Source organism: Sulfurimonas hongkongensis, assembly GCF_000445475.1.
Taxonomy (GTDB): Bacteria; Campylobacterota; Campylobacteria; order Campylobacterales; family Sulfurimonadaceae; genus Sulfurimonas; species Sulfurimonas hongkongensis.
The window spans coordinates 49,524-70,645 of sequence record NZ_AUPZ01000001.1; the positions used below are offsets into that span (position 1 = coordinate 49,524).

Sequence of the window (21,122 nt, forward strand, 5' to 3'; positions counted from 1 at the left end):
TAAAGTGTCAAAGACCTAGTGTTCTTCAACTGCTATAGCAGAACCGATGTAAACTGTAGTTAGCATCATAAAAATAAATGCTTGTAAGAATGCCATAAAAGTAAGAAGTGCAAATGGAATCATCGGAAGCAACCAAGGAGCTAGCATAAGTATTACCATCAAGAACATATCATCACCTTTTACATTTCCAAAAAGACGAAAGCTAAGTGAAATAAGACGAGAAAAGTGAGAAACTATCTCAATTGGAAACATCAACCAGTATAACCACCAAACTGGACCCATAAAGTGTTTAAAGTACTTTATAACACCTTGACGGCGGATACCCTCATAGTTATAGTAAACAAAAACAACAATTGCAAGAGTTAAAGGCAATTCTAAAAAGGCTGTTGGAGCTTCAAAACCTGGAACTATACCTATCAAGTTTGCTATAAGTACAAAAAGACCAATAGTCGCAATAAGTGGCACATAACGACGAGCATTCTCAGCTCCCATCACATCTTTGCCCATCTGTAAAACACCAGAGATATAAGCTTCCATTAAATTTTGAGTTCCTTTAGGAACTAATTGAAGGTTTGACATTGCAACTCTTGCTAATAGTATTGCTAAACCTGCCGCAAGCAACATATGTGTCATATATATAAAGGTCTTATCGTGAGATATTAAACCAAAAAATGTGAATAATTCACCCATAGGTGCACTCCCTGTCTCGTAAAAATTGCATGATTATAATCTAACTAGCATTAAATTATTATAATACGAGCCATTTTCTAGCTACTTTCTTGCTAAATGTGAACTTTTAGCCTTTGGTTTTACATCTTTTGCACTGTAATTCTTACCTGCTATAGACTCTAGAAAAACTGTAGCGTATGAACCCTTAGTAATTGTAAAAGAGATATTTAAAAGAGTCTTTTTTCTAACATAGTTGCACTCTATATCTTTTGGAAAAATAATTGCATCTCTTCTATAACCTTTATCTTGTAAAAACTCATCATCAAACTCTTTTTCTATCTCTCTTGCCCCATTGCGTGCACGAAAAACATCTCTTCCGGGTAAAAGACCTGTTGGGATAAGTTTCTTAGCCTTGTACTCTCTTATAGGAAGGGTTTTTGGAGTTGATAGCTTTCCTTTTTCATCTACAAATATATCTCCCTCCATTATTTTAAAAACGCTCTCTTTTGCATCAATCGTTAGATTTACTCTCTCTCTTAACCACTCGTTAAAAAGTGTACTTTGATAGATGGAGACTAAAAAGCTCTTAAGCTTTGTATCTTCTACAAAAAGGTCTCCGTGAATCATCTCCTTAGCTTGCTTTATGCTATCTGAATCCCGTCCAAACCTTTGATAACCAAAGTAGTTAGGAAGTCCATTTTTAGCAATTTTTCTAGCTACTTTTTCTATGCGACCTGCATCTATATTATCTACAAAGTATAAGTTGATACTAAATCTATTTGCACTCAAATCTCCCATACGGATACTTTTAGAATCTCTTATAGTGTTGAGTATCTTTATCTGCTTATGATAAAACCTCTTTAGCATCTTCTCATAACTAGCATCTACGGAGATATATTGCCTTGTGGTTGCGTGCTTATCTTTTAGCCCAGCGTAGCCTATTTTTTGGGCAGGAATCGCTAAGTACTCACTAAATATTGCTATCATATCCCAAGTTGTGAGTTCTACCTTTTGAACATGAAGTATAAGATAATTTCCTTTGCCACTAAAAGTTCTTGACGCCATCTCATCGACCATAAAATCAGTGGGAGTCTGGAAAAACTTAAAGTTTATCTCCTTATCTACACTATCTATATACTCTCTTTTTCTCAACTATTTTCCTTTTTTACAAACTCTACAGTTGTAGTAGTTTTAATCTTTTATAAGCCTCTTCTATGTCACACTCTATGGCCTTTTTTAGTTCTGCTTTTGTATTAAACTTTTTATTATCTCGCAAGTGTGAGACAAAGCTTATCCTAGCTCTATCTCTGCACAGAACTTCACCATCTAAGATATGAGACTCAACAGCAAATGAACCATCAGTAGTAACGCGATGTCCTATAAAAGATACAGATGGATGAAAATGTTCATCATCATCGATGCGGGTAAGTGTTGCATAAACGCCCTCTTTTGGCGTTAAATACTCTCTTGCATCTATGTTTATAGTAGCTACAAACTCCTTTTTACCGATGCCTTGACCGGCAACAAGTGGTCCATTTATAGTATAGTTATGTCCTAAAAAATCATTTGCACCTTTGATATCGCCTATCTTTATCTTTGTGCGAATCTTATGAGAGTGGATAGAATCACCTTCATATGAAACTTCATCAACCACCTTTACCTCTCCATCAAAAAGCTCTCTTAAGTCATCAAAGGAGTATTTTCTATCTTTTCCAAAGTGAAAATCATAGCCAACAACTATCTTTTGAAGTTTTGTAAACTTCTCTTTTAAAAAAGATATAAACTCATCTGCTTCTAAGTGCCGAATATCTTCAAGCTCAATATATAGTATAGGGTAGTGCGAGTAATTTTCTCTCTCTTTTTTTGGTGTAAGATTTGCATAGCCTGTCTCTATAACTACGATAGTCCCTCTCTCTCCTAACTCTCTAAAGAGATGCTGATGACCTATATGCATCCCATCAAAACCACCTATTGCTATGGCTGTACTATCTCTCAAAACTACTCTCCTGTTTTGCTATTTTTTACTCCTGACATATTATTACAATACTTTGAGTTAGTCAATGAAAGCCCATTTTACTTTATGATATAATTTTTATAAAAAAGAGACCTTTTTATGAAAAAGACTATTGCCATTAGTGTTGGAGACTTAAACGGTGTAGGCATTGAGATAGCCTTAAAATCTCACATAGAAGTATCAAAACTTTGCAATCCCATCTACTGCATAAGTAGAGAAATGCTCTTTGCTACACTTAAACTATTAAATGTAGAAGTTCCTAAAGATATAAAACTTCATAGTGTTGATGGCAACTTTAAAATAAAACCAGGGAGAGTAGATGCGGACTCTGGCAGGTACTCTTATGACTCTTTTATGAGTGCTATAAAGCTATGCGTTGACAAAAAAGCAGATGCAGTAGTTACTCTGCCTATTCATAAAGAAGCATGGATGATGGCAGGCTTAGAGTTTAAAGGACATACAGATTTACTAAGATACCATTTCAAGCGAGATGCCATCATGATGCTAGGCTGTGAGGGGATGTTTGTAGCTTTATTTACCGAACACATCCCTCTAAAAGAAGTTGCCTCTACCATTAAGTATAAAAAATTAAAAGAGTTTTTTATAAACTTACATAACTCCATACCAAAGAAAAAAGTAGCAGTTTTAGCCCTAAATCCACACGCTGGAGACAATGGAGTTTTAGGAGATGAAGAACTAAAAATCACAAAGGCGATAAAGAGTGCTAACAAAAGGGTAGGTTTTAAGCAGTTTATTGGACCTCTTGTCCCTGATGTAGCTTTTACTCCTCACACAAGAAGTCAGTATAACTACTTTGTAGCAATGTATCACGACCAAGGCTTAGCACCTCTAAAAGCCTTACACTTTGATGAGAGCATAAATATCTCTCTAAATCTTCCAATCATAAGAACCTCAGTAGACCATGGAACTGCTTTTGACATAGCATACAAGGCTAAAGCAAAAACACTTAGCTACATGAATGCTATAAAAAGTGCTATCGAGTTTGCAAAGTAAGCATTAATTTAAGAGATAATAACTATACTTTAAGATAATAAGTGTTAGTATTTTACTAGCAAAAGATAAATTTTATCTTTTAATAAAATCTATTAAGGAACTTATATGAAAAATATACTCATCGCGACTCTTGCTACTACTACTCTTCTTATGTCAGCATCACTTAAAGATGAAGCTAGAAATGCAGGTCTACTGCCGATCCCAAACAACAAAGCTGAGCTTATGAAGCTTATAGACAACCCTAGAAACCCTATAACAGATGCTAAAGCTGAGTTAGGTAAGAAACTATACTTTGATCCAAGACTCTCAAAGAGTGGACTCATTAGCTGTAACTTCTGCCATAACTTAGGTGAAGGTGGAGATGATGGAGTTGAGGCTGCTGTTGGTCACAAGTGGACCGCAAACCCTAATCATGTAAACTCACCAACTGTTTACAATGCAGTTTTTAATGATATCCAGTTTTGGGATGGCCGTGCAAAAGACTTAGAAGAACAAGCTCAAGGACCGATGCTAGCGCACCCTGAGATGGCAGCAACAAGTGAACATGTTGAAAAAGTTGTAAAGTCTATGCCTGAATACGAGGCTGAGTTTAAAGCAGCTTATGGCAAAGATGTAAAGATTACTTTTGCACTAATTGCAGATACTATTGGGCTTTATGAGAGGATTTTAGTTACTCCATCAGCTTATGATGACTTTCTAAATGGCGACAAAAATGCACTAAACGCTAAAGAAAAAGAGGGACTAAAGACTTTCATAGATGCAGGATGTGTAACTTGTCATACAGGCTATGGACTTGGCGGCGCAATGAATATGTTTAATATTACAGGAACTTACAAGCACATGGATGTTGGCGGATTTAAGGGAGATAAAAATGGTATGGTAAGAGTTCCAACTCTAAGAAATATCACTCAAACAGCACCTTACTTTCATAATGGCAAGATTTGGAGCTTAAGTGAGGCTATAAAAGAGATGGGTAAAATCCAACTCGGGGCTAATCTATCTGACAAAGATGTTGCTTCTATTGAAGTGTTTTTAAAAGCACTAGAGGGAAGAAAGCCAGAAGTTATCTACCCAATGCTCCCAGCGTCAACTGAGAAAACTCCTAGACCAGATATGAACTAAAAAAAGATATAGCAACTTCAAAGTTGCTATATCTCACTCTCTACTTAGTTAGTGTTACAAAGAGCGAACTTGATTTTTGTAGAAAAACCTATGCCTACATCACTCCATGTTTTACCTTCGTGAAGGTCGTAACAAGCTTTGTTGATAGAGCTAAGCGCACTGTTTGCACTAAAGTCTAACAAATCTATGCTACCTTTTGCACTTAGGTCTCCCTTGTCAAAAATATACTTCATAGCAACTACTTTAGTAACTCCGTTCATAGTTATCTCAACGCTCATCTCGCCAGTTTTTGGTTTGCCTCTCATTCTTTTGTCTGACTTGATATCAACTATCTTAGCTTTTATCACAGAGTCATTCATCTGTTTGAAGAAAAACTTAACTAGAGTCTCATCTCTACTCTCATGCTTAGAGTTTACACTTGCGGTCTCTATAACTACGCTAGAGCCTACTAAAATCTCACGGAAGTTATTTCCCTCAGGTGCCACTGCTGTGTAAGTTACTCTGTCAAAAACACCACCAACTCCAACTTTTTTGGGAGTCTTATAGGCTTCCCAACTAACACTAACACTTCCATCTTGACTTAAGATACAAGAGCCTTTTTTTGTTCCCATCTCACCTGCTGCGAGAGAGACACTAACTGCTAAAACTAACGATAAAAACAACTTAATCATATTGATTCTCCTTGATGTGTTTACAAAATTATATCTGTGCTTTATAAAACTTTATTAAACTTCATAGTTTAGTTTTCTTTGCTATACTAAAAATATGAATCCACTAATATTTTTCACTGCCTTTTTAGGCGTTTTTATGCTTATACATATCTATATATCAAGAAGATTTATAGCCCATCTTGATATAAAACCGGCGCAAAAATTTTACTTTAGAATCTTTTTGTTAGTAAACTTTTTTGGCATCATCGGCTATATGTTGGGTCGCTACTACATAGACTTCCCAAACTGGCTCTATTTTCTATTTTCACTCCCTATTGGTGTGCTTTTTTTACTCTTTTGTACAGCTATCATCTATGACATCTCAAGAGCCATACTTAAAAAAACTAAACTCTCAAAAAAAAGAAGAGATTTTTTTAAACGCTCACTTGATATCTCATCACTCGCTCTTGCATCAACTCTAAGTGCAAAAGCCATCTATAACGCAAGTGATATAAAGCTTGAAAAAGTAGAAGTAAATATAAAAAAACTCAAAAAATCCTACAAGATAGCCCAACTTAGCGACATCCACATAGGCGGACTTATAGATAAGGCTTTTATGAAAGATATGGTGCAAAGAGTAAATGCACTTAGAGTTGATTTGGTAGTTATTACTGGGGATTTAGTAGATATTGAGATAAAGAGAGCTAGAGATATTTTAGCTGAGCTTGGGCATCTAAAATCAACTTATGGGACTTTTTTTGTAGCTGGAAATCATGAGTATTTTCACGACATCGCCAAAATTATACAAACTCTAAAAGGGCTTGACATCAGAGTTCTTGAGAATGAAAATGTCTATATTGGAAATGAAGATGAGGGTTTTAATTTAGCTGGAGTTTATGATGTGTTTGGATATAGAACAAACACCTATGTGCCAGATATTAACAAAGCGCTAAGCACTCTAAAGGAGTCTCCAACAGTGCTTTTAGCACATCAACCACGATATATAGATGAAGTGACCGATAGTGTAGATTTGATGCTAAGTGGTCACACTCATGGAGGGCAACTCTTTCCTTTTATGTTTTTAGTAAGACTCCAACAACCTTATATTAGCGGACTCCATCAGCACAACAATGAGCTACAAATCTATGTAAACAAAGGAACAGGGTTTTGGGGACCGCCTATGCGTTTGGGTGCTAGTAGTGAGATTACAGAGATAACTCTAGTCCCTTCGAAACTATGAAATAACTCGGAAGTGGGACTTCAGTCTCATTAAGACACCTTCGAAACCGTGAAATTTTAGATTTTTTTAAATAGTATAGTGTTTTTAGAGTTGTGTTTTACAAGTTCTAAGGAGAGTCTTGATGCAAGATACTCAAATGTTTTAAGTGAGAAAAAACCTATATGCGTAACATCTCTTATGTAAAACCACTCTAAAAACTTCTCATCATCTTGTGGATGAAAGCGGGTCATCAAAAGCACATAAGCACCATCTCTTAGATGCAAACTAAGCTCTTGTAAAACTTCTAGTGGACTCTCAAGATGCTCTATAACTTCAGTAGAGACTATTAGGTCATACCTTTTATCTCTATAGACTTTTTTTGGTAAGTAAAATAAGTCATATCTATCGCATCTAACACCTTTTCTCTCTAGCAAAACAGGTAAAACTTCACCCTCACCACAACCAAAGTCAAGAGCATCCTCTATCTCAGCCAATGGCACAAACTCATCTATCAATCGCTCAAACATCTTTACATATCCATGACATGCAAAGTTATTGTCATGCTTATCATAATGAAGTCTCTCACGAGCCTCATCTATAAAAAACTGCTCATCCATAAAAACATAGTCACACTCTTTGCATCTATAGTAGAGTTTTTTTGTTTTATGGTTTTGTATAAGTGTTGTTGATGCGCTACAAATTTTGCATGATTTCATTACTTTTTTTCTTTAAAATTAAGTTCTTTTTGCACTCTTAAAAAGGCATTTTTAACATCTTTTTTACTCACCTCTTCTTCTAGGTCAATGTAGTAACTAAAAAAAAGAATTTTACCCTTATATAGTTGCATTCTAAGATAACTTGATGGAAAGTTTGAGAGGATTTTTTTATCTACATTTTGGTTAGAGTTACAAGTGATGGAAGATTTTAGTGAAACTTCAAGCCACTTATCGCAGCTCTCATCAAAGCTGTATAACTCTTGAAGTGTCTCTTTAACATCCTTGTCAAATACAACAAGCTTCATACAAGTTATCTCCTCTTTTGCAATTTTTTCATTAAAGATATTTACCATTGCACTGTCACTACATCCCTGAAAAAGAAGAAGCAAAAAAAGGAAAAGACTATGTGAGTGTTTCAATATCGACCAGCTCCACACGAGAACAATCTTTTTTAAATAACTTTCTTGAGACAGCATTTTCTTCTGCTAAAACTAAAATATCGGCAAAATCATCTTTTAAGACTTCAAAACTATATAGTTCTTTTGCTGTCTCAACGACAAGAGTAGCATCTTTGTTTTCTGTTACTAGTTCAATATTTCTCAGACCCTTTGCAAACTCACTTTTAATCGCTTTAGATATTTTTTCATTTAAAAGTAGTTCTTGAAGTTTGATGCTTGTATTTAGATCTGATTCACACAAGATCTTATATGTTACAACTATATTTCCTTCCATAACTGGCTCCTTTATAATAACTAAATTCTCTGATTAATCTATAAACTAGATTCCGTGTCAAGCACGGAATGACGGGATATGAGTCATCCTGAACTCTAAAGAAACATTTTGCATAGCAAAAAGCGATTCTCTTGTTTTGATTCAGGGTCCAACTTAATAATTGCTCAGAGCATTCAACTATCTCTTTTTAAAGATAAGTAGAGTTTTGTCTTTTGTGTCATAGAGTGAAAATGTCTGTTTGTCTATAAGCTTTAAGCCATTTAAATTTTGAAATGTTTTTATCTTGTGAAAGTACTGCACTATTGTGTCTTGGTGTTTTATATATTTATCATCTTTGTCTTTTAGAAAAAGAGTAAATTTTGTGTGTAGTTCATCATTTTCAAACTCTGCATCCACCACTAAAAACTCTTTGTCATTCTCTGCACTCATAACTCCCTCAGCCACATCGCTAAAGCCGTAAAGTGTGTTTATATCAGCTATAAAGATACCATCATCATTGAGTCTAAGTGAGACTGCTTCTAAAAACTCTATAAGTTCATCATGATTTAAAAAGTTCAAAACATCAAAAATAGCCACAATTGCATCATAGCTTCCATCAGCTTGGCTTATGTCAATTTGTTTTGCATTAAGTCCGTCGCTCACACACTCATCAACCATCACAGCACTTAAGTCTATACCTGAGCAAGTAACTCCATCACTTATCATCCTCTTCATAAAGCCACCACGACCACAGCCAACATCTAGAAGTGTTTTAATTTTGTAGGAGTCTAACTCCGAGCGGTAGAGATCATAGAGTGCTTCAGTTGCCTCTTCTATGCCTAGAAGAGGCTCTGCTTTTGCATAGAGGTCTAGGTTTGTCATCTTAGTTTTCCGCTTTAATGATTTTGTCAATCTTTTCGTAGATGCTTAGCACTTCATCTTTTTTTGAGATATATGAGTTTTTATTTGCTATGAGGTAAGTAGAAGATGTCATAATGTCTTGTACTACTTCTAAGCCATTTTGCTTCATCGTAGCGCCAGTCTCAACCACATCAACTATCATATCAGCAAGTCCGATGATAGGAGCTAGTTCTATAGAGCCATAAAGTTTTATGATATCAACTGAGACTGCTCTCTCTTCAAAGTATCGTTTTGTTATGTTTACCATCTTAGAGGCTACTTTGATATCTGGTTTGTCAAGGTCGAGTTTTTCGCCCTTTTTCATCCCAATAGACACCTTACAAATGCCTCGTTTGAGATCAAGCAGACGAATAACATCAAGCCCCTGCTCTTCAAGTGTGTCAAGTCCGACAACACCAATATCTGCTGCTTGATGGTAAACATAGGTAGCTACATCTTGGTTTCTAACGAGTAAAAAACGAAAGTTTGGAGTATCTAGGATGAGTTTTCTATCATCAAACTTGAAACTCTCACCAAAAATAGTCTCAAATATCTCTAAAGTCTCTTGAGCGATACGACCCTTTGGAAGTGCTACTGTTAGCATTGTTTACCTCTACATATATGTTTAATTTTTCGCATTTTATCCAAATACAGCTCAAAGTTTTATAAGCTGTGCTATAATTACCCAAATTTCAAACTAGGAAGAAGTGTGAAGAGACTTATAAACTCTAAACCTTGTCATTGCAACTGTTTCTTCAAGATAAAAACTAGATTGATACTTTTGTTTAATGTTTTTATCCCTAGATGCAAATACTACACACCATGTTTTGCATTTCGCAGATCTGGTGTACACCCTCCTCTTTATATCCTTTAATACTTCACAACAAATATAAAATTATTAATATATCAAAGGATATTGTAATGCAAAAAAATTACATAATAGGTTTTCCAAGGATTGGAGAACAAAGAGAGCTAAAAAGAGTTTTAGAGAGTTTTTGGGCAAAAAATTGCTCATTTAAAGATGTAGTTAGAGTCGCGTCTGAACTAAAAGAGAGACACTGGAACTACCAAAGAGAAGCAGGTATAGACTTTATAAGTTCAAATGATTTTTCACTCTATGACAACATGTTAGATACAGCATTTATGTTAGGTGCTATCCCTAAGAGGTTTAGTGAGTTAAAAGGCGAAGAACTCTATTTTGCAATGGCTAGAGGCACAAAGAGTAGTGTAGCTATGGAGATGACAAAGTGGTTTAACACAAACTACCACTATATAGTTCCTGAACTCTCAACCGATGATGAGTACAAACTTGATGCTTCAAAGATCATAGATGAGTACAAACAAGCAAAAAAACTTGGCATCAAAACAAAGATAAATATCATAGGACCTATAACATTTTTAGGGCTATCTAAGAGAGTAGATACGAAAGATAGTTACGAGTTTTTAAGCAAAATCCTTCCTATTTACAGAGAACTTTTGCAAGTGATTTCAAAGCTTGATGAGAGAATCACTCTACAAATTGATGAGCCTATCTTTGCAAAAGATAATGATGTAAAAGTGTTAAGTCTTATAAAACCAACTTATGATGCACTTGCAAATGTTAGTAAAAACATAAACATAGTAGTTACAACTTACTTTGAGCACTCAAATGAGGCGACTAAAGTTCTTGTAAATACACCTATTTGGGGGATTGGTCTTGACTTTTTATATGGAGATGCCAACTTTGAGTCACTAAGCCTTATATCTAAGAGTTCAAAAAAACTTGTAGCTGGAGTTGTTGATGGTAGAAACATCTGGAAAAATGATATAGTAAAAACAGATGCCCTACTTCAAAAGATATCAAAAGAGGTAGCCAAAGAAGACATCATCATAAGCACCTCTTGTAGCCTTTTACACACTCCTTTTACATTAGAGTATGAAGAAAAACTAGATGCAAAGATAAAAAACTGGCTGAGTTTTGCAAAAGAAAAGTTAGATGAAGTCTCTCTTATATCAAAACTTTTTTTTAGCTCTAAAAATGGCTTGAATGAAGAAGAGTTAAGCCTTTTAAATGCAAATATAAAAGCAAATGAAGATAGAAAAACTTCAACTATTATTCACGATGAAGCAGTTACTAAAAGAGTGTCAAAGATAGAGAAATTTCAAAGAGATGGTAGTTATGAAAAGCGAATAAAACTCCAAAAAGAGCTTTTGGGCTATAAAGACTTAGCCATAACTACTATTGGTTCATTTCCGCAAACTACAGAGTTAAGAGAAGCAAGAGCTAAGTTTAAAAACTCCGACATTACAAAAGAGGCTTATGAGAGTGTTATGAAGTCTTACATAGATGAGTGTATAACTTTTCAAGAAGAGTGTGGCATCGAGGTTTTAGTTCACGGCGAGCCTGAGAGAAACGACATGGTTGAGTATTTTGGTGAGCAATTAAAAGGTTATGGTTTTTCACAAAACGGCTGGGTTCAAAGTTACGGTAGCAGATGTGTAAAACCGCCTTTTATCTATGGCGATATTAGCAGGCCTAAACCTATGACTGTTGATTGGATAACTTATGCTCAAAGTAAAACAAACAAGATAATGAAAGGGATGCTAACTGGTCCTGTAACTATCCTAAACTGGTCATTTGTAAGAGATGATAAACCAAGAAATGAAGTCTCAAAGCAGATTGCAGTAGCTCTAAGTGACGAAATAGATGACTTGCAAAAGGCAGGTATAAAAATCATCCAAGTTGATGAAGCAGCTTTTAAAGAGGGTTATCCACTAAGAGAAAAAAAGATAAAGATTTATGAAGAGTGGGCTGTGAGAGACTTTAAAATAGCGGTAAGTTCATCTAAAGAAGAGACTCAAATCCATACACATATGTGTTACAGTGAGTTTAACGACATCATAAAAACCATAGAAGCCATGGATGCAGATGTTATCTCCATAGAGACTGCTAGAAGTGGGAATGAGCTTTTAAAAGTCTTTAAAGAAGTTGGCTACAAACAAGAAGTTGGTCCTGGTGTTTATGATATTCATAGCCCAAGAGTGCCGAGCGTAGAGGAGATTGTAAAACAGATAAAACTGCTTCTTGAAGTTCTACCAAAAGAGCAATTATGGATAAATCCTGATTGTGGTCTAAAAACTAGAAAATACGAAGAGGTAAAACCAAGCCTCATAAACATGGTAAAAGCTGTTCATCTAGTAAGAGATGAACTTAATATCTAATTCCATAAATTCCTGAGACTGCGAAAAAAGTTTGAGTCTCAGGATGATGAAAATAAAGATGAGATATCTTATATATTTGACTGTTTTTATATTTTTACCTTATTTTAATCATCAATTAATTATACTTACTTATAATATTTAAAAGGAAAAATTATGATTAAAAATATTTTTCTACTCACACTATTACTTGTTTTTACAGCTTGTGATGAAAAACCTCTCAGTAAAAACCTTGATGGGAAAAAACTCTTAGAGTTAAAGTGTGCATCTTGTCATGACATAAATATGCCTCCAATCATCTCAGATGATGAACTAGCTCCACCAATTATGGCAGTATCTTTTCATGTACATAGTTTTGTCACACCAACAGATGAGAGTCAGAGGACTTCAAAAGCTATAGAGTTTGTTAGTGATTATATCTTCAATCCATCACTAGAGAAGTCTTTTTGTGATGAGGCAAGTCTAGAGAGATATGGACTAATGCCATCTCTAAAAGGAAAACTCACATCAGATGAAGCAAAGGCTATAGCTTCATATATCTTTACACACTATACTCAAGAAAATCTCACAAAGATACAAAAGAGCCAAGCAGCATTTGACGCACTTGCTCCTGGCCAAAAGATAGCACTTAAAAACAGATGTTTAGGATGTCACGGTATTGACATAAAAAAGGTTGGACCATCTCTTGTAGATATAGCAAATAAATTTGCGGACTATAAAGATGAGATGATTCAAAGTATTAAAAATGGAAGTAAAGGAGTCTGGTCAAAGGGTGCTATTATGCCAGCATTTAGTGAGATAGATGATAAGGAGTTAGAAATTTTATCTGAGTGGATTTTAAAAACTCCCTCAAATTTAGATAAAATTAAACATTGAATCCCTCAAGGGTAAATAAAAACTTTTTAAAGGAACTCAAATCATGGCAACACTTATCATACTAAATCACCAACCTTATGATGGAAGCGACATCACTTACAATGCTCTTAGACTGGTAAAAACTCTACATAAAAGAGGAGAGGTGGTCCAAATATTTATTATGAATGATGGCGTTGATTTGGCGCGTGATAATACGCTAAAACCCGAATTTTATGATTTTGACTTAGTGGCAATTTTAAAAGAGTTATATCATGATGGAGTAGCACTTAAAGTATGTGGCACATGTCAAGCTAGATGCGGACTTAACAAAAACGAGCCATATTTTGACAAAAATATCAAAGCAACGATGCAAGATCTTGCCTCTTGGACTATGGCAGCTGATAGAGTGCTTACTTTTTAAAGAAAGAGTGATTTTTACAAGTCTGAGATAACCCTCTTCATCCCTTTAAAAACCAAGTGCTCATCCACCCTTGCTTCTTTGAAGATTTTAGCAAATAAGTTTGCATCTCCACCTGTTAATATTATCTCCATCTTATGTGACATCACTTCACAGTAGAGTGTTTTTAGGTAACCGTAGGTTATGGCATCTTGTGAATTTTTTGGTAGTCCTCTCAAGTCAATGTCAAAGTTAAACTCATAAGCTAGTGCGCTAGAGATGTTTTTATAACTCTCGCTCATTGTCTTTAGTCCAGGATAGATAAAACCACCCTCAAAGACTCCATCTCTTTTAACATCAACTGTTATAGCACTTCCTGCATCTAAGATAATGCCTCCCTCTATAGCTTCAAGAGCCATCATCCTATCCACGCCCATAGTCTCGTAGTACTTTGCTTTATCCAAATGAGTGGAGATGTCTACCCAGTTTGCTAGATTTTTTAAGCTTATATCTACATCCTTGTTTACGCTGATATAGTAAACTTTATGTTTAACTTCACTTGCATCAAAACTCTTTACATCCTTTTTAAAGCTCTCGCTTTGGGACAAAAAATGATACGAAGTGTTGCCAATATCACATAAAAGCATTAGTAAATCTTCCAGCCTTTAGTGCTTAGTGCTTCTTTTGCTTTTGAGCAAAGTGGTGCATCTATAAATACTATTTTATGCTTAAAATCATGTTCAAAAAAGATAGATAATTTTTCATAAATCTCTTCAAATTTATACACATCACGCATAAGCACCCTACTCTTTTGAGAAATTGCAAAGATAGCCCAAAAACAGCCTCTTATATCAGTAGCTTTATATATCTTTATCTTATTTCTGATACCAAGCTCTTTTGGAGAGACTTCTTGCATCTTTTTATAAATCTTACCCTTTAATCTTAGGGCATCTACTAAGGTTTGCATATCTATGATTAGCCTTTTTTTAAGTAGTATTTTAGCTAAATTTAGATTAAAAAGTCTTGCACCATATAAAGTGATAAGAAGTATCACTATTGGTAAATGTTTCATATAGTCATTATAAAGTTAAATATTTTCAATCTTATAAATAACTCAATATACAAAAAAGGAATATATGTTATAATCTAGACTTAATCAATTTATAATTACAAATAAAGGAAATATGCTAATGAAAAAAATGCTTAGTATGCTGTTTTTAGCACTATCTTTAAACGCTTCTGATATTGGCATCTCAAAGGCTTTAACTCTTGAAGAAGCCATAGAGATTTTAAAATCAAAGAATTTAGAGATAAAGAGTGCATCCTTTGATGTGGACTCTGCAAGAGCTGAAATTAAAACTGCAAGTGGCAGTCACTGGGGTAAACTTGACTTTATACAAGACTTTTCAAACTCAAATGATGCTGGAAATGTATTTGGATTTAAACTCACTTCAAGAGAAGCAGATTTTAATGATTTTGGATTTGATGAGTTTTTAGCTCAAATGGGTGGCTTGCCGGGTAATACAAACACCCTCTTAGCTACACAACCAGATAACTTAAACTACCCAGACTCAAGAAACTTTTTTCAAAGCAAACTAAAGTATGAAGTGCCTCTTTTTACAGGTTTTCAAATATCTAGTTATGTTGAGATTATGGAGTCTATGTCTAAGATGAAAGGCTTAGAAAAAGAGCAAGTGATAAATGAACAGGTTTATCAGTTAAGAAAAAGTTTTTATGACATGGCACTCCTAAGGAGTTCATCTAAAAATCTAAACAAGATTCTCTCAAACATAAAGACACTAGAGAAGATGACAGAGGAGATGATAGTTGTAGGCTATGCAAAAAAAGTTGATCTTCTTGAAGTTCAAGCTAAAAAGGGAAATGTGGAGAGACTACTCCTTCAAATGAAGTCAAATCAGGAGCTACTCTACCACTACATAAGTTTTTTACTAAATGAAAAGGTAAATAACATCACTACAACTGTATCAGATGTAGTGATGCCAGAGTTTAGCAATGACTATATTTTAGATAATAACCTTGATATTAAAAGAGCAACAACGGGCTTAGAAGTTCGCCAAAGTATGCTAGATGTCTCAAAATCAGCCTACTATCCGATGATTGGAGCTTTTGCGGAGGTCTCAACTGCCGATGATACATTTTTAGGAGATGCTGATGACCACAAGGCTTATACAGTTGGTGCTAGGCTTACATGGAACATCTTCAATGGTGGCATAGATGGTGCAAAGATAGAAAAATCTCGCATAGATCAGTTAAAAACAAAGACTCAGGTTGAGTTAGCAAAAAAGGGTATATCTCTAAAAGTAGATGAGATAAGAACAGAGATAGAGACTTACAACTTAGAAATAAGTTCACTAAAAAAAGAGCTAAAGCTTGCAAATGAGATATACAAAAATTATGAGGGTAGATACAGAGAAAAACTTGTATCTATGAGCGATGTTATCATAAAGCAATCTGAACAGATTCAAAAAATATTAGAACTGCAAAAGGCAAAAAACAAAAGAAATGAACGTATTTTTGCACTTGAAAAATTAGCAAATGGAGAAAATAGATAATGAAAAAACTTTTACTACTAATAGCAATATCAGCATCATTAATAGCTGAGACACTTACACTCGCAGGAAGTGTTATTTCAGATAACCAAAAGATGATTACAAGCCGTTTTATGGGCTTTGTAACTCAAGTGAATGTAAGTGAGGGAGAGAGAGTTACAAAAGACCAAATCCTCTACTCCATAGACTCTAGAGAGATAGATTCTGCAAAAAGGCAAGCTGAACTAAGTCTTCAAATGTATCAAAACCAATACTCAAATGTAAAACTAAATCTAGAGAGATATAAGAGGCTTTTAGCTCAAGATATGGTCTCAAAGTATGAGGTAGAAAATCTAGAGTTAGCTGCACTAAACCTTCAAAATATGATGTCAATTGCAAAAGCAAGGCTTCAAGAGGTAAAAAACCAATATAGATATCTAAATGTTAAAGCACCAAACAGTGGCGTAGTAGTTGCTAAAAACATTAAAGTTGGCGAGATGGCTATGCCTGGAATGCCAGCTATCATACTCTCAGACTTAAGCAGTCTTAAAATCTCAGCAGAAATAGCTGAGAATGATCTGAACCGCATTCACCACGGTAAAAAAGTCATAGTTAAGATTCCATCCATTGGCATCGATAGCATAGGTGAAGTAACTGCCATCATCCCAAGTTCAAACCCAATGACACACACTTTTAAAATCAAGGTCTCTTTTAAGAGTAATAGCAAGTCAGTTTACCCTGGTATGTACGCTACAGTTGAGATAGACTAAGGCTTATTGATGAATAACAATAAAAAATCTTATAAGCCTAATGATTTGGCTGGAAAACTAGCGCGTGGATTTTTAAGAAATCCTCTAACAATAGTTCTTGGAATATTTTTACTCGCTATTGGTTATCTCTCGCTTATAATTATGCCACGAGAAGAAAATCCTCAAATGGTTGTGAGTGGTTCAACGGTCATAGTAGCACTTCCAGGTGCGAGTGCCGCTGAGATACAAAAAGTTATAGTAAAACCACTAGAGAGAAAGCTAAAAGAGGTAAAAGGTGTTGAGCATATCACAGGAATGGCTATGGACAATGTTGGCGTAGTAAACGCTGCATTTTTTATAGGAGAAGAAAAAGAAAATTCTAACTTAAAAGTCTATGACAAGATAATGCAAAATTCTGATATCTTTCCAAAAGGAGCGATGAATCCCATCATCAAACCTCTTGATATAGATGTAGATATTCCAGTTGTCTCAGTTGCATTTTACTCAAACAACAAAGAGATGAGTAAGACTGAACTTTATGATAGAGTTAAAAAAATACAGCATCATATAAACGGACTTGAAAATGTTGCAGTCACGGAACTAAAGGGTGGAAATAAAACTCAGTTTAACATAGAAGTAGATCTAAATAAACTCTCAGGCTACAATCTATCTATGGGGCAGATTGTTCAAGCTGTGCAATCCCTTTCATACAGCGTTCCAGCCGTTAAAAATCGGACTGATGACAACAAAATCATCATGGTTGGCGTAAAAAATGCAATAGAAAATGCAAAAGACATAGAAAATATCATAGTAGCCGAGCATATGGGCTCAACTATCCATCTAGGTGAAGTTGCAAGGGTTGAAAAGTCTTATGACATTCAAAACTTTAAATCTGTTCAAATAAGTATCAAGGATGAGAACAAAGAATTTACTGCCCTTAGAGATCAAGTTACTCTAACGGTGTCAAAGCTTCAAGGTACAAACGCTGTTATAATAGCAGATGCAGTAAAGAGTGAACTTGAGACTTACAAGTCACTCCTTCGTGAAAACGGCATAAACTATGTCATCACTAGAAACGATGGAGAGAGAGCTAACGAAGCTGTAAATGAACTTGTTTTTCATCTTGTTTTATCCATAATTATCATCGCTATCTTACTAGCACTTGTTCTTGGATGGAGAGAGTCACTTATAGTTACTTTTACAGTCCCTGCTATCTTGGCTATAACTCTTTTTGTAGCCTACTTAACAGATCAAACCATCAACCGAATCACGCTCTTTGCCTTTTTACTCTCACTTGGGCTTTTAGTTGATGCCGCGATAATTGTGATAGAAAATATTCATAGACACTTTCACGATAAAGAATCTGCACATTGTGATGCAGATAGTTTAATGGTTCGTGCAACTGATGAAATAGGTCCACCTACAAATATCGCGACACTTGCTATTATCATGACTATGATTCCTATGGCTTTTGTTGGACAGATGATGGGGCAATTTATGAAGCCTATCCCTGCAAATGTTCCAGTAGCACTTATAGCCTCTCTATTTGTCGCATATATCTTTACGCCTTACTTAGCTCTTAGGATGTTAAAGCGACCAGATTTTTCAAAAGGAGGAGAGCATTAATGTTTAAAAAGTTTGAAATTGCAGTAAAAAAAAGCATCCAAAGTTCAACTCAAAGAAGACTTATACTCTTTGCAACTTTAGTAGCTTTTATACTCTCAGTATTAATGATAGCACCCTCTAAAATGGTTTTAGCAAAGATGCTACCAGGTAAAAATAATGACACTTTTACCATCTACACAACTTTAGCAAATGGGAGCTCTGTAGAGCAGACTAAACATGTGACTGATTGTGTAGTTAGTGAACTTCAAAAAGAAGATGAAGTCTTAGATATAGAGGTATTTTTAGGCATGGGAGCACCTCTTGATTTTGCTGGACTTATCAAAGGCTCACACTTTAAAAATGGTGAACATGAAGCTGAGATAGTCTTAAATCTTACAAAAAAACACGACAGAAGTGAACCATCTTATATGATGGTGCAACGTCTCCGCCCTCTTATTGTAAAGAACTGTGGGTCCATTTATGAAGACACCATCATCTCTTTTGTAGAACCACCAGCTGGTCCTCCTGTTTTAGCAGCTGTAGTTGCTGAAATATATGGTAATGATACTGATGGTATAAGAGAGCTTGCAAACAGAGTTAGTGAAGTCTTTAAAAAGACTGATGGCTTAGTAGATGTAGATGTTATGCAAGATGATATCTATGACACATATGAGATTCAAGTTAACAGCACAAAAGTAGCTCGCTCAGGAGTTAGTGTAAAACAGTTAAATGATATCATTTATTTAGCATTTGAAGGTATGGAGATTAGTGTTAAAAACTCTGATGTTTATAATGATCAGATTCCTATCTATCTATCACTAAGTAGAGAATCAAAAAGATTTTCTTCAAAAGAGCTAAGCGCCGTAAGAGCAAAGCTTGCATCCCTGAAACTGATGAATAAACAGGGCATGATGATCCCCATCACTGAGCTAGTAACTATAGTTCCTAAAAAGTCAAATCCGCTTATTATGAGTAAAAACTTGCATCAGATGACAAATGTTGTAGCAGAGACAGATATGGTCTCACAAGTCTATCCTCTCATGGAAGCGAGAAATGTTATCATCGATACTTTTAGCGATAAGTACTTAGTTGAGAAAATCGGTCTTTTTAACCTAAAATTGACAGATAAAGAGAATAAAAAAGTATACAAACTTCTTTGGGATGGAGAGATGGAAGTGACACTAGATACTTTTGTAGAGCTTGGAGCTGCTTTTATAGCTGCACTTGTTTTAATATTTCTACTCATGGTCATTTACTATAAAAGTTATACCATAAGTGGTATCATTTTATTAGGTTCATTCTTGTCCATCATCGGAGTAATTGTCGGTCACTGGATTATGGATATTTTTACAACAGACACCTTTTTTCTAACTGCAACTTCGCTTATAGGCTTTATCGCGCTCATAGGTATAAGTTCAAGAAACTCTCTACTTCTTATAGACTTTGCAAAGTCTCTTATGAGTGAAAAATCGATGTCAAAAGCTGATGCTATTGCATATGCCGCAGCAACTCGTGCAAAACCTATCTTTCTAACCGCAGCTGCTATCATCCTAGCATCTACTCTTCTAGCTGGAGATGCTGTCTTTGGAGGATTAGGAGTAGCACTAATCTTTGGAACAATAGCCGCTGTTATTGCTTCACTCATAGTAGTTCCAGTTCTTCTATATAACGCAGATTTAGAGAGACACTTTAACTTAGATAAATAATTGCAAAAAGGCGAGGCTCATCGTGGAGAATGCCATTGGTTGGCACTCCTAAAAGCCTCACTTTTTAAAAAATGTGTTATTTTACTCTTTATATATAAAGTCAAATTAGGTATTATCCATCCTTAAAGGTAAAATACAGTAAAAAGAAAAACATATGAGACTATTTATACTCTTCTTATCGCTAATCTCTCTCTCATTGGCTGAACCAATTGTAAATATAAACTCAGATAAGTTTAGCATTACAGATTTTAAACTAAGTTATCTTATTGACAATACGCATAAACTAAAATTTGAAGATATCAAAACCATGCAATTTGAGCAAGGTCAAAACAAGGACTCTTTAGGCGTTAAAGTCAAAAATGTTTGGATAAAAATAAAACTTTTTAATGCAACTACTAAAGAGCAAACTCTTTTTTTGCATCAAGACTTAGCATTTAAATTTACAAGCTTAGAATACTTTGAAGTAGATCAAAATGATAAACTTATCAAAGAGCAGGCAATTATTCCATATTCTCCACAAGCAAAAGAACAACTAAATGGTGCAGATGCTATATTTGCAATCACCCTTAATCCAGACGAATATAAAACAATATATGTGCATCAAAAAACTCCAGCTTATCATTTTTACAACTTTTTAATATATTCCCAGAAAGAATCTGTTAGACATTTAATTTATGAAAAAGTAGATGCAGTATTGATATCTGGGCTTCTTTTGGCTTTGGCTATATACAACTTACTCATCTTTATATCTTCAAGGTATAAAGAGTATCTCTACTACTCCTTATATCTTATGTCCTCAACCTTATGGATATTTTATATTTATGGCTCATTGGCACACTATTTTGAAATATATGGTGATTTTGCAGTAAGGTTTAACTTTAGCATAATGCTAGCCCCCATCTTTTTAGCACTCTTTATTCAGACCATCTTTAAAACAAAAGAGAGATATAAGTTTGAGCATAAACTATTATTGTCAAACGCAGAGGTAAAATACACCAGTAACGCAGAGTAAAAATGTACCACTTTATTTAAAGAAGATACTATTTAT

At 34.9% G+C, this 21,122-nt stretch carries 22 protein-coding genes; 11 read left to right on the top strand and 11 right to left on the bottom strand.

Annotation, left to right across the window (positions count from 1 at the left end; all coding sequences use genetic code 11):
- Positions 1-15: 15 nt before the first annotated feature.
- The 3 genes from M947_RS12405 to M947_RS12415 form a co-directional block, all read right to left on the bottom strand.
- On the bottom strand, positions 16-690 hold the full coding sequence (locus tag M947_RS12405) for a F0F1 ATP synthase subunit A (RefSeq protein WP_021286337.1): 675 nt from the start codon (positions 688-690) through the stop codon (positions 16-18).
- Between the two features lie 81 nt (positions 691-771).
- Positions 772-1,821, bottom strand: a complete 1,050-nt coding sequence (locus M947_RS12410) for a tRNA pseudouridine(13) synthase TruD (RefSeq protein ID WP_021286338.1) — start codon at positions 1,819-1,821, stop codon at positions 772-774.
- 22 nt (positions 1,822-1,843) lie between these two features.
- Positions 1,844-2,665: a bifunctional riboflavin kinase/FAD synthetase gene (locus M947_RS12415; RefSeq protein ID WP_021286339.1), complete on the bottom strand. Its 822-nt coding sequence runs from the start codon at positions 2,663-2,665 to the stop codon at positions 1,844-1,846.
- Positions 2,666-2,782: 117 nt separating this feature from the next.
- Between M947_RS12415 and pdxA the strand changes: the two genes are divergently transcribed.
- Entirely contained in the window at positions 2,783-3,697 is a 915-nt protein-coding gene (pdxA, locus tag M947_RS12420) for a 4-hydroxythreonine-4-phosphate dehydrogenase (protein WP_021286340.1), read from the top strand.
- 105 nt (positions 3,698-3,802) lie between these two features.
- Complete coding sequence (locus M947_RS12425) at positions 3,803-4,819, top strand: cytochrome-c peroxidase (protein WP_021286341.1); 1,017 nt, start codon at positions 3,803-3,805, stop codon at positions 4,817-4,819.
- Between the two features lie 44 nt (positions 4,820-4,863).
- Here M947_RS12425 and M947_RS12430 read toward each other — a convergent pair whose 3' ends face one another.
- Positions 4,864-5,490, bottom strand: a complete 627-nt coding sequence (locus M947_RS12430) for a YceI family protein (RefSeq protein WP_021286342.1) — start codon at positions 5,488-5,490, stop codon at positions 4,864-4,866.
- A 136-nt stretch (positions 5,491-5,626) separates the two neighbouring features.
- On the opposite strand from M947_RS12430, the gene M947_RS12435 reads away from it, so the two are divergent.
- Positions 5,627-6,709: a metallophosphoesterase gene (locus tag M947_RS12435; RefSeq protein ID WP_021286343.1), complete on the top strand. Its 1,083-nt coding sequence runs from the start codon at positions 5,627-5,629 to the stop codon at positions 6,707-6,709.
- A 56-nt stretch (positions 6,710-6,765) separates the two neighbouring features.
- Here the strand turns inward: M947_RS12435 and M947_RS12440 are convergent, their stop codons facing one another.
- The 5 genes from M947_RS12440 to hisG form a co-directional block, all read right to left on the bottom strand.
- Positions 6,766-7,404, bottom strand: a complete 639-nt coding sequence (locus M947_RS12440; protein ID WP_021286344.1) for a class I SAM-dependent methyltransferase — start codon at positions 7,402-7,404, stop codon at positions 6,766-6,768.
- Complete coding sequence (locus tag M947_RS12445; protein ID WP_156022353.1) at positions 7,404-7,757, bottom strand: hypothetical protein; 354 nt, start codon at positions 7,755-7,757, stop codon at positions 7,404-7,406. Before M947_RS12445 ends, M947_RS12440 begins: the two co-directional genes overlap by 1 nt.
- A gap of 49 nt (positions 7,758-7,806) precedes the next feature.
- Positions 7,807-8,136: a hypothetical protein gene (locus tag M947_RS12450; protein ID WP_021286346.1), complete on the bottom strand. Its 330-nt coding sequence runs from the start codon at positions 8,134-8,136 to the stop codon at positions 7,807-7,809.
- Positions 8,137-8,313: 177 nt separating this feature from the next.
- Complete coding sequence (locus M947_RS12455) at positions 8,314-8,997, bottom strand: SAM-dependent methyltransferase (RefSeq protein ID WP_021286347.1); 684 nt, start codon at positions 8,995-8,997, stop codon at positions 8,314-8,316.
- A gap of 1 nt (position 8,998) precedes the next feature.
- Positions 8,999-9,619 carry an ATP phosphoribosyltransferase gene (hisG, locus tag M947_RS12460; RefSeq protein ID WP_021286348.1) on the bottom strand — a complete coding sequence of 207 codons (621 nt, stop codon included), beginning with the start codon at positions 9,617-9,619 and terminating at the stop codon, positions 8,999-9,001.
- A gap of 317 nt (positions 9,620-9,936) precedes the next feature.
- On the opposite strand from hisG, the gene metE reads away from it, so the two are divergent.
- From metE to M947_RS12470, 3 genes are all read left to right on the top strand, one after another.
- On the top strand, positions 9,937-12,216 hold the full coding sequence (metE, locus tag M947_RS12465) for a 5-methyltetrahydropteroyltriglutamate--homocysteine S-methyltransferase (RefSeq protein ID WP_021286349.1): 2,280 nt from the start codon (positions 9,937-9,939) through the stop codon (positions 12,214-12,216).
- 153 nt (positions 12,217-12,369) lie between these two features.
- The gene (locus M947_RS23195) at positions 12,370-13,089 is read left to right on the top strand and encodes a c-type cytochrome (protein WP_021286350.1); all 720 of its coding nucleotides are present in this window, start codon (positions 12,370-12,372) and stop codon (positions 13,087-13,089) included.
- 43 nt (positions 13,090-13,132) lie between these two features.
- On the top strand, positions 13,133-13,489 hold the full coding sequence (locus M947_RS12470) for a DsrE/DsrF/TusD sulfur relay family protein (protein WP_021286351.1): 357 nt from the start codon (positions 13,133-13,135) through the stop codon (positions 13,487-13,489).
- A gap of 14 nt (positions 13,490-13,503) precedes the next feature.
- On the opposite strand, the gene M947_RS12475 is transcribed toward M947_RS12470, so the two are convergent.
- The gene (locus M947_RS12475; protein ID WP_021286352.1) at positions 13,504-14,112 is read right to left on the bottom strand and encodes a type III pantothenate kinase; all 609 of its coding nucleotides are present in this window, start codon (positions 14,110-14,112) and stop codon (positions 13,504-13,506) included.
- A complete protein-coding gene (locus M947_RS0111785; RefSeq protein WP_021286353.1) occupies positions 14,112-14,537 on the bottom strand; it encodes a hypothetical protein in 426 nt (141 codons plus the stop codon). The genes M947_RS12475 and M947_RS0111785 overlap by 1 nt, the downstream gene beginning before the upstream one ends.
- 118 nt (positions 14,538-14,655) lie before the next feature.
- Between M947_RS0111785 and M947_RS12480 the strand changes: the two genes are divergently transcribed.
- From M947_RS12480 to M947_RS12500, 5 genes are all read left to right on the top strand, one after another.
- Positions 14,656-16,038 carry a TolC family protein gene (locus M947_RS12480; protein ID WP_021286354.1) on the top strand — a complete coding sequence of 461 codons (1,383 nt, stop codon included), beginning with the start codon at positions 14,656-14,658 and terminating at the stop codon, positions 16,036-16,038.
- On the top strand, positions 16,038-16,784 hold the full coding sequence (locus tag M947_RS12485; RefSeq protein WP_021286355.1) for an efflux RND transporter periplasmic adaptor subunit: 747 nt from the start codon (positions 16,038-16,040) through the stop codon (positions 16,782-16,784). The genes M947_RS12480 and M947_RS12485 overlap by 1 nt, the downstream gene beginning before the upstream one ends.
- Before the next feature lie 9 nt (positions 16,785-16,793).
- Positions 16,794-18,389, top strand: a complete 1,596-nt coding sequence (locus M947_RS23730; RefSeq protein ID WP_021286356.1) for an efflux RND transporter permease subunit — start codon at positions 16,794-16,796, stop codon at positions 18,387-18,389.
- Entirely contained in the window at positions 18,389-20,074 is a 1,686-nt protein-coding gene (locus M947_RS23735) for an efflux RND transporter permease subunit (protein WP_021286357.1), read from the top strand. Before M947_RS23730 ends, M947_RS23735 begins: the two co-directional genes overlap by 1 nt.
- A gap of 154 nt (positions 20,075-20,228) precedes the next feature.
- Positions 20,229-21,086, top strand: a complete 858-nt coding sequence (locus M947_RS12500; protein WP_021286358.1) for a 7TMR-DISM family protein — start codon at positions 20,229-20,231, stop codon at positions 21,084-21,086.
- Positions 21,087-21,122 lie beyond the last annotated feature (36 nt).